The following is an 8,758-nucleotide window of genomic DNA, read 5'->3' as shown; positions in this document are numbered from 1 at the left end:
CATCTGTAGCCGTTGCTAGGCAACCTCGGTGCGGGGTGTGTCCCACCGTGCCTTCGATTGCCTGGCTTGCCACCCCGCGACTCGCGTGTGCGCCGACTCCGTGTGGACTACGCGATACCGGTGCAGACGATCTCGTTGCCGGGGCACCAACAGCACACTTGAAGGCCCTCAGGGGTATTCACGATTTGGCAATCCGTGCAGTCATTCCCTGACACCACGGAACTGGTTTGTTTGCTGGCCGCGCTCAGCGCACGAGAGAGCGAACGCTGAGTCGCCGAGAGCACGCTCAGAAGGAACGCCAGCTCCGGCCGTGACTCATCGGGCTGCTTGAACGTGATCGCCACCACCGGATGCGTGTGGTCCGCGCACGTCGTCGTCGCCACGTGCTGTATCGACTCGACCAATTCGACAGGAACGCGCGACCAACGTTCGCACGAAGTGGAGCTGGTGAAGTACAAGCCCGACGGCTCGTCGGCGACTTTCGCCAAACCGAGAATCTTCACCTCTTCAGCCTCCGGAAGCTCGTCGGCCGACAACTTGGAAACGAACTCGTCCGGACTATAAGAACGCATTTGCCTCTCCCTTCGCCGTGGTCCTCGTGGCGATTCCTGGTGTGCATGGACCACCGCAGCTCACACACCACGCCAGTCACCCCCGCCGTGCGGCCTTCTGCCGTCGCGACCACAGAGCCGACCACCCCGCCGGCCGACCTGTTACCCGTTCCACTGGCGTCCGGCGGCTACCACCTTCACCAGTCCCCCAGCCTCCGTTGCGTAACAGACCAATTTTCGCACCGTTGACGCGCACCGGGAAGGGCCAGCCGCTGGGCACACGCCCCCCTTTCCCGAATCACTACAACCACGACCATGCTTCAATCGAAGTACCGAATGGAAGCGATAGCGGGGGCAACGATGAGCAACACGAAGGCAGTGATCTACGAGGCCGTGGAGGCGAACCCGGACACCGACCGACTGGTGACGCGGTGGTCCGGCGGGCAGATCGTGTTCATCGCGGTCCCCGGTCCGGAGGTCGGGCTCCAGGTCGCGGTGGGTCTGGCGGAGGACGGGGTCGAGCTGATCGAGCTGTGTGGCGGATTCGGGCTGCCGTTGCACGCCGCCGCGCTTGCCGCGATCGGCGACCGGACGCCGGTGTGGGCCATCCTCTACGGCATCGAATCCCTCGCCCCGGCTTACGCTTTCAACCAGCGCTATGAGCAAGGCGCGACTCAGCGCGGTGCCTTTATCTACCTGTCACCGGAGGCCGATCCGGCGACCGATCGTGCAACCCGGCAGGACGGTACCTTGACCACGGTGTTCGCCGCGGCCCGAAACGCCACGGAGGCAGCGGACATCGCTGCCGCACTGGCCGATGAGCCGGCAGGCTTGCACTTGGTCGAGCTGTACGGCGGCGTCGGACCCGATTGGGCCGCAGCCGTTCTCGAAAAGGTAGGCGGCCGAGCAGCCGTGGGTCTGCCGAGCTACCCACCCTCGGCCTGAGTAGACGATGTGACTACGGTCAGGTCCTCGATGAGGGCGGGGAGGCGGGCCGCGGTCGCGTTGTTCGGGGTATTGCCGCTTCATCTCGTGGACCTTTCGGTACTGCCGTCGCTCGGCGATGGCAGAGATTGTGTGGAGAGGACGAAGTCCCGGACGGCGTCGGTGAAACGCAAGGTTTCCTCCAGATGCCCCATGTAGCCGCTGTTTTCGAGGATCACTAGTAGCGAACCGGGATGAGGTCGTGCAGTTCCCGCGCCAGTGCCGGGACGGTCACCTTCGGCAGGCCGGCGCGCTCGTCGATGAGGTCGGGGGAGCCGAGCGCATCGAGTCCGGGGATACAACTGGCGCGCAACTCATCTCGCTACGGAGCTCCGATCCGGATCGGCTTCCGAAGCTCCTGTGCGCGGCCGCGATCCACTAAACCTTCGCACGTTCATCTCGATAGGTCTCGAGCAGCCGCAACCACACCTCGCTGATGGTGGGGAACGAGGGCACCGCGTGCCAGAGGCGGTCCAGGGTGATCTCGCCGGTGATGGCGATGGTGGCCGAATGCAGGAGTTCGGCGACGCCTGCTCCGGCGAAGGTGGCCCCGACGATCACCCGGCGTTCGGGATCGATGAGGATGCGCGCCTGCCCGCGATAGTCCGGATCATGCTGGATCGCACCGGCGACCCGGCCGATCTCGTAGTCGACGACATCGACCTTGCGGCCCGCCCGTTCCGCGTCCGCGGTGGTGAGACCGACGGCGGCGATCTCTGGATCGGTGAACACGACCTGCGGGACGGCGTGTAGATCGGCGGTTCCGGTGTGCCGTCCCCAGGGAGATGTATCGAGTTGCCCGCCCGACGCCCGATCGGCGATGACAGCACCCGCGATCCGCGCTTGATACTTGCCCTGATGGGTGAGCAGTGCCCGATGGTTGACATCACCGACGGCGTAGAGCCATTCGCCCTCGACCGCGGTCACCGTGAAGGTGTCATCGGTGGTGAGCCACTCCCCCGCGTCCAAACCGACTGTCTCCAAGCCGATGTCGTCGGTGCGCGGCGCACGACCGGTCGCGAGCAGCAGCTCGTCGACAACGATCCGGGTGCCGTCGTCCAGGCTCAGATGCACACCGTCATCCGGGCCGCCCGCCCGTTCGGCGGTCGCGATGCCCGAGCCGAAGCGCAGTTCGACGCCCGCCACCTGGAGCCGATCGGCCACGAGGTCCGCGGCGAAGGGTTCGATACGGGTGAGCAACCGCGGCTCCCGGGCGATGAGGACCACCTCGGAGCCGAGAGCCCGCCAGGCCGTGGCCATTTCGACCGCGACCACACCGGCGCCCAGAATGGCGAGTCGCTGCGGCGCCTCCCTGGCGCTGGTGGCCTCGCGACTCGTCCACGGCCGCAGCGTGTCCAGGTCCGGCAGCGGTGGCAGCGCAGCCCGAGTGCCGGTGCAGACCGCGACCGCGTGCCGGGCGTGCAGGCGCACGATGCCGCCCTCCGGGGTTTCGACCGTGACCTGCCGGATACCGTCGAGTCGCCCGTGGCCGCGAATGAGTGCGATGCCTGCGGATTCGAGCCATTCGACCTGGCCCTGGTCGTTCCAGTCGGCGACCATGCGGTCGCGGTGTTTCAGGACCTCACGGGCATCGAGCGGTCCGGTCACCGCGCTCGCGACGCTCGGGAACCGCGCCGCCTCGCCGTACAGCAGAGCCGGACGCAGCAGCGCCTTGCTGGGTTCGCAAGCCCAGTAGGAACATTCGCCGCCGACCAGTTCGGATTCGACGATGACGGTGCGCAGTCCGGCGGCGCTGCTGCGGTCGGCGACGTTCTCGCCGACCGGCCCGGCCCCGAGGACGATGACGTCATAGGTCTGGATGTTCTCGTCAGACATGGTGTGCTTTCGGGGTTCTGGGGTCAGCGACCGGGTGCGCGCTGCGTAATTTCTTGCAGGAACCAGCCGTTGCCGTCCGGGTCGTGGAAGGCGGCGAAGGAGCCGTAGCTGCGGCGCTCGGGGTGCACGCCCGCGACGCGGCCGGTGGATCCGGCGTGATGGAAGACACCGCTCGCGTCCCGGAACGGTCCGTCGACGGCGACACCGCGTTCGGTGAGTTCGGCGGCGGCCTTCTCGATATCGGTGACGATGAGGTGCAGGCCGTCCAGCGAGCCGGGCGCGGCGGCGGTGACGCCGGTGCCGAAGATCAGCGAGCACGCGGAGCCGGGCGGGGTCACCTGGATCACGCGGTAGCTGTCGTCCACCGTGAAGTCGGCGTCGAGGCGGAATCCGAGTTGCTCGGCATAGAACGCCTTCGCGCGATCGACGTCCGCGACAGGCAGCACGACGACTTCCAGTTTCATATCCATGATCGGGTTCTCCTGTGGCGGTAGGGATTTCGGTTCAGTGCGCGGCCGCGGCGGCCTGTTCGATCACCTTGGCGACCACATCCGGATGCGAGACCGCGACCGAATGCGAGGCGTCGACCTCGGTGACCTGCGCGTGCGCCCGCTCGGCCATGAAGCGCTGCGCCGCGACCGGGATGTTCAAGTCCTTGGTGGTGACGATGTCCCAGCTCGGCTTCTCGTTCCAGGCCGCGACCGTGGCCTTCTCCTCGAGCGCGGACTGGGCGATCGGCCGCTGCGTCGCGGCGGCGAGGGCGGCGCGATCCGCGGGGACATCGGCCGCGAACTGAGCCGGGAACTTGTCCTGCTGGATGTAGAGGTCGGTGCCTGCGCTGCCGTCGGCATTGGTGAACGGCACCGGATTCAAGGTTCCCGGCAACGTGGAGCCCGGGAACTTGCCGGTCAGCTCGAGCGCGGTCTCGCCCGGCGCGGGCAGGAACGCCGCCACGTAAACGAGCCCCTTGACCTTGTCGTTTCCGGCCGCTGCGGCACTGATGACCGAGCCGCCGTAGGAATGCCCGACCAGGATGACGGGCCCGTCGATGTGGCTGATCACGCTGCGCAACGCGGCGGCGTCACTGCCCGGGCCACGCAGCGGGTTGGCCGCCGCCACCACGGGATACCGGTCCTTGCTCAGCTTCGCGATCACATCGTTCCAGCTGGATCCGTCGGCGAACGCGCCGTGTTCCAGCACGATGGTCGGTCGCGGCGCGTCCTCGTCGGGACCGGCGTGCGTGACGGTGTTCGAGGAGCAGGCGACAGCGAGGCTCAGGCCCGCAACACCGGCTACCAGCACGGCCGCAGCCCGAGTAGCGCGTCGCTTGTTGCGGCCCTTTCCGTTGTAGACCATGGAATTTCGTCCTTCAGCAGTGGATGCGGCTTGTACGAATCCACTGTCGTCGCCAGGGCCGGGTGGCACATCCGTCAGGTGACGCCGACGTCGACGTACGTCATCGCGCCGCCCGATGGCCTACGTCACGGCGACCGTCAGCTGACGGATGCGGGGGTCTCCAGCCCGGCGCGAGGGTGGGGTTCATGAACACCACTGCCGCTCTTCTCGATTCGAATACCGAGCGTTCGTCGCTGATCCGCCTGTACCTGAGCCGCGGCGTGCTGGCGATCGGGTGGGCGATCGCCTTCTCCGCCGCACACGACACCCTCGATGCCGTCGCGGTGACGCTGCTGGTCGTCTATCCGCTGATCGATGCCGTGTCGTCGCTGATCGACTTCCTCGCGGTACCCGAAGGCTCCGAACGCCGATTGACCGTAGTCAACGGCACTCTCAGCGCGGTCATCGCCATCGCGCTCGGGATCGCCGCAACCGCGGGCAGCACGGCCGCGGTGCTGGGAGTCTTCGGCGCCTGGGCCGTCCTGTCCGGCGCCGCCCAGCTGGCCGTCGGCATATACCGGCGGGGCCCGGTATGGGGCAAACAATGGCCGACCCTGATCTCCGGCGGACTGTCGTTCCTGGTCGGCGCTACCTACATCGCCCAGGCCACCGGTGACTCGCCTGCACTGAACGTGCTGGCCATCTATGCCACGGGCGGCGGAGTGTTCTTCCTCGCGCAGGCCGCACTACTGGTCTGGAAGCACCGGACCCGCTGAGAAAGGAGCCGGAAGATGCCCGAGAACGATCCTGAGAACATGCCGGACGGCGCACCCGTCGCTCGGAGAACACTGTTGGGCATGCTCGGCGTCGGCGCGGCGGGGCTGATCACAGCGCCGTACCTGCAAGCCGGCTGGGAAGGCTTGCTGGCCAAGGCTTCCCAGAACGATCCGACCGGCCTCACCGGACTGCTCCCCAATCCAGGCGGGTTCCGTTACTACAGCGTCGTCCGCTCGGTTCCACGCAAAGACGAGACCGAGTACGAGCTGAAAATCGACGGATTGGTGGACCGGCCGCGCACGTACACACTCGCGAACCTGCGCGCATTGCCTCAAGCCCGCGTCGTCCACGATGTGCACTGCACCGACGGCTGGCGCGTCGAAAAGGTGCCCTTCGACGGTGTGAAACTGTCCGACCTGCTGGACGACGCCGGGGTCGGCACCGGCGGAAAGGCGCTGAGATTCACCTGTTTCGACGGCGCGTACACCGAAAGCCTCACGCTCGAGCAGGCCCGGCGCTCCGATGTCCTGGTGGCCCTGCGAATGCAGGACGCGCCGATCACGCACGAACACGGCGGCCCGGTCAGGCTTTACGTCGCGCCGATGTACTTCTACAAGTCTGCCAAATGGCTATCTGGCATATCGATCACCAGCCGGGTCGTTCCCGGCTATTGGGAGGAGCGCGGGTACGACGTGGACGGCTGGCTCGATGACAGACACTGAACGGCGCGACGTGCGGCGGTTCACGAGAGCCGAGCGAATGATCCACCGCACCACCGCGACACTGATGCTGGTGTGCGCGACCACCGCGGCCTTCCTGTATATCGGCCCATTGGCACAACTCGTAGGCCAGAGGCACATCGTGGCGACCTTCCACGAGTGGTCGGGCGTCCTCCTGCTCGTGCCGGTCCCGCTGGGATTGTTCTCGCCCGCCTTCCGCGCCGACCTGCGCAGGCTGAACCGCTCCGCCCCGTACGACCGTCGTTGGCTGAGCGCGGTCCGTCGGGGCCTGACCGCACCGGCGGACCGTCCCGCAGGCAAATTCAACGCGGGGCAGAAACTCTACGCGGGCTGGATCGCCGGCGCCGTGCTCGTGATGGGGTCGACGGGCCTGCTGATGTGGTTCATCCATCTGCTCCCTGCTGTCTCCCGGACCAGCGCGATCTTCGTGCACGACGTCCTCGCGTTGGCCATCGCGGCAGTCCTGGCCGGTCACATTCGAAAGGCGTTCCAGGATCCGGAAGCACGACGCGGTATGCGGACCGGCTATGTCAACCGGGACTGGGCCGGTGAGCAGCATCCCCAATGGCTGACGAAAACGGCCCGGCCTCAATAGGTTTCGGACCACACGGCAAACGCCAGGCCCAGGTGATGAAGTCGGCGCGCGCCACCGTATGCGCGCTGGATATCGGCACTATACGAAAGGTAGTTGATATGTCTCGTACATGGATGATCACCGGTGCCTCGAGGGGCTTCGGCCTGCGCTTGGCCGAAGCGGTTCTGGAGAGCGGCGACCAGGTACTCGCCACGGCTCGACGGCCGGAGCAGCTGGCTGATCTGGTATCCCGCTACGGCACGCGAGTTCGCACGGCGGCGCTGGACGTCACCGACGCGGACGCGGCCCATGCCGCCGTGGACAGCGCGGTTGCCTCGTTCGGGCGACTGGATGTGGTGGTGAACAACGCCGGATACGCCAACAGCGCTCCCATCGAGGAGATGACCGAGGAGGACTTCCGCGAGCAGTTCGAGGCGAACTTCTTCGGAGTCGTCAACGTCACCCGGGCCGCACTGCCGGTGCTCCGCACGCAGCGGTCGGGCGTCTTCGTGCAGTTCTCGTCGCTCGGCGGCCGGGTCGGGGGCACCCCGGGAATGGGCGCGTATCAGAGCGCGAAGTTCGCCGTCGAAGGCTTCTCCGAGGTGCTGGCCAGCGAAGTCGCACCGTTCGGAGTGAAGGTGATCATCGTGGAGCCCGGCGCTTTCCAAACGGACTGGCAAGGCTCATCGATGGAGCTCCACGCGGTGGGGGCCGACTACGAGGACACCGTCGGCACCATGAACCGGTACCGGCAGGAGAACAACGGCACGCAGCCCGGCGACCCGGCCCGCGCCGCCGAGGTGATCATCGACGTTGTCGGCCACGAAGACCCGCCGCGTCGACTGCTGCTCGGTGCCCAGGCTGTGACGGCGGCCCTGAAGGCCGGCATCGACCGCGCGGACGAGACGCGCAAGTGGGCCGAGGCCAGCGCTGCCGCCGATTTTCCCCGGGGCAATAGCTGAGTTCGACGAGGACTTCGCGCTGAATACCGACTTCCCGGGAAGCTCCGAGAACGCCGTGCTGTGCATCGGTGAACCCGGGGACGCCAGGCTGACAGCTCGCCACCTCGAAACGCGAATCGACGATCGAAAGATCTGCCACAGCAACTCGATATCCAACGAGTAGGAGCGGAAATGGAACTGAATCTCGGTGGAAAGCGCGCACTGGTGACCGGCTCGAGCGCCGGCTTGGGTGCGGCGACCGCGAAACTGCTGGCCGCGGAGGGTGCGACCGTGATCGTGCACGGACGCGACGAGGCCCGGTCCGGCCGGGTCGCCGACGCCATCCGTGCGGCGGGTGGCGTGGCGACGGTGGTGCTCGGGGACCTCGACACCGACGCCGGTGCGGACAAGGTCGCGGAAGCCGCGCTCGCCGGCGGTCCGGTCGACATCCTGGTCAACAATGCCGGCTTCTACCGCCACTTGTCGTGGACCGACGCGACCGCCAAGGAATGGGTGTCCACCTACAACACCAACGTCGTCTCGGGCGTGCGCATGATTCAACGTCTCGTGCCGCAGATGCGCGAACGAAATTGGGGCCGAGTGATCACGATCGGCGGCGGACTCGCTACACAGCCGATGAACACCCACCCCCAATACAACGCGACACTGGCAGCCCGACACAATCTCGCGGTCTCACTCGCCCGAGAGCTGAAAGACACGCGAGTCACGTCCAATGTGGTATCGCCGGGCGCGATCCTGGTGGAGGCAACGAAGGAATTGGTGACCGGCATCGGTCCCGCCCGTGGTTGGGGGAACACGTGGGAAGAGATCGAACCCAACGCGGTGAATTCGCTCATCCCCAACGATCGCGGACGCTTCGGCAGGGCTGACGAGATCGCCGCAGCAGTCGCGTATCTATGCAGCGACTACGCCGAATACATCAGCGGCGCAACAATTCGCGTCGACGGTGGTCTTGTCAAGAGCGCCTTCTGAGCGCGACACCACGACAGCCTTCTCCAC

The 8,758-nt window shown here is 66.6% G+C and carries 11 protein-coding genes; 6 read left to right on the top strand and 5 right to left on the bottom strand.

Going from position 1 to position 8,758, the window contains the following annotated elements; all coding sequences use genetic code 11:
* Positions 1–107 precede the first annotated feature (107 nt).
* The gene (locus tag ON39_RS42755; protein ID WP_051187828.1) at positions 108–572 is read right to left on the bottom strand and encodes a hypothetical protein; all 465 of its coding nucleotides are present in this window, start codon (positions 570–572) and stop codon (positions 108–110) included.
* A 339-nt stretch (positions 573–911) separates the two neighbouring features.
* Here ON39_RS42755 and ON39_RS46580 point away from each other — a divergent pair, with 339 nt between their 5' ends.
* Positions 912–1,496, top strand: a complete 585-nt coding sequence (locus ON39_RS46580; protein ID WP_051187827.1) for a DUF6506 family protein — start codon at positions 912–914, stop codon at positions 1,494–1,496.
* Positions 1,497–1,713: 217 nt separating this feature from the next.
* Here the strand turns inward: ON39_RS46580 and ON39_RS51065 are convergent, their stop codons facing one another.
* The 4 genes from ON39_RS51065 to ON39_RS42735 all read right to left on the bottom strand — a co-directional run bounded on the left by ON39_RS51065 (position 1,714) and on the right by ON39_RS42735 (position 4,727).
* Positions 1,714–1,848 (bottom strand): hypothetical protein, encoded by a 135-nt coding sequence (locus tag ON39_RS51065; RefSeq protein WP_255219346.1) that lies wholly within the window; start codon positions 1,846–1,848, stop codon positions 1,714–1,716.
* Between the two features lie 65 nt (positions 1,849–1,913).
* On the bottom strand, positions 1,914–3,371 hold the full coding sequence (locus ON39_RS42745) for a dihydrolipoyl dehydrogenase family protein (protein ID WP_040742775.1): 1,458 nt from the start codon (positions 3,369–3,371) through the stop codon (positions 1,914–1,916).
* A gap of 23 nt (positions 3,372–3,394) precedes the next feature.
* Positions 3,395–3,841, bottom strand: a complete 447-nt coding sequence (locus ON39_RS42740) for a VOC family protein (protein ID WP_040742774.1) — start codon at positions 3,839–3,841, stop codon at positions 3,395–3,397.
* Between the two features lie 34 nt (positions 3,842–3,875).
* Positions 3,876–4,727 (bottom strand): alpha/beta fold hydrolase, encoded by an 852-nt coding sequence (locus tag ON39_RS42735; protein WP_051187826.1) that lies wholly within the window; start codon positions 4,725–4,727, stop codon positions 3,876–3,878.
* 185 nt (positions 4,728–4,912) lie between these two features.
* Here ON39_RS42735 and ON39_RS42730 point away from each other — a divergent pair, with 185 nt between their 5' ends.
* The 5 genes from ON39_RS42730 (at position 4,913) to ON39_RS42710 (ending at position 8,731) form a co-directional block, all read left to right on the top strand.
* Positions 4,913–5,482 (top strand): hypothetical protein, encoded by a 570-nt coding sequence (locus ON39_RS42730; RefSeq protein ID WP_040742791.1) that lies wholly within the window; start codon positions 4,913–4,915, stop codon positions 5,480–5,482.
* A gap of 81 nt (positions 5,483–5,563) precedes the next feature.
* Positions 5,564–6,205, top strand: a complete 642-nt coding sequence (locus ON39_RS42725) for a molybdopterin-dependent oxidoreductase (RefSeq protein ID WP_246003206.1) — start codon at positions 5,564–5,566, stop codon at positions 6,203–6,205.
* Positions 6,192–6,818, top strand: a complete 627-nt coding sequence (locus ON39_RS42720) for a cytochrome b/b6 domain-containing protein (protein ID WP_083895051.1) — start codon at positions 6,192–6,194, stop codon at positions 6,816–6,818. Before ON39_RS42725 ends, ON39_RS42720 begins: the two co-directional genes overlap by 14 nt.
* 98 nt (positions 6,819–6,916) lie before the next feature.
* The gene (locus tag ON39_RS42715) at positions 6,917–7,759 is read left to right on the top strand and encodes an oxidoreductase (protein ID WP_040742772.1); all 843 of its coding nucleotides are present in this window, start codon (positions 6,917–6,919) and stop codon (positions 7,757–7,759) included.
* A 171-nt stretch (positions 7,760–7,930) separates the two neighbouring features.
* On the top strand, positions 7,931–8,731 hold the full coding sequence (locus tag ON39_RS42710) for an SDR family NAD(P)-dependent oxidoreductase (protein ID WP_040742771.1): 801 nt from the start codon (positions 7,931–7,933) through the stop codon (positions 8,729–8,731).
* Positions 8,732–8,758: the final 27 nt, after the last annotated feature.

Source organism: Nocardia tenerifensis NBRC 101015 (assembly GCF_000308715.1).
Classification (GTDB): domain Bacteria; phylum Actinomycetota; class Actinomycetes; order Mycobacteriales; family Mycobacteriaceae; genus Nocardia; species Nocardia tenerifensis.
Note: the sequence above shows the minus strand (reverse complement) of the source record. Positions and strands in the feature narration are given on the sequence as shown.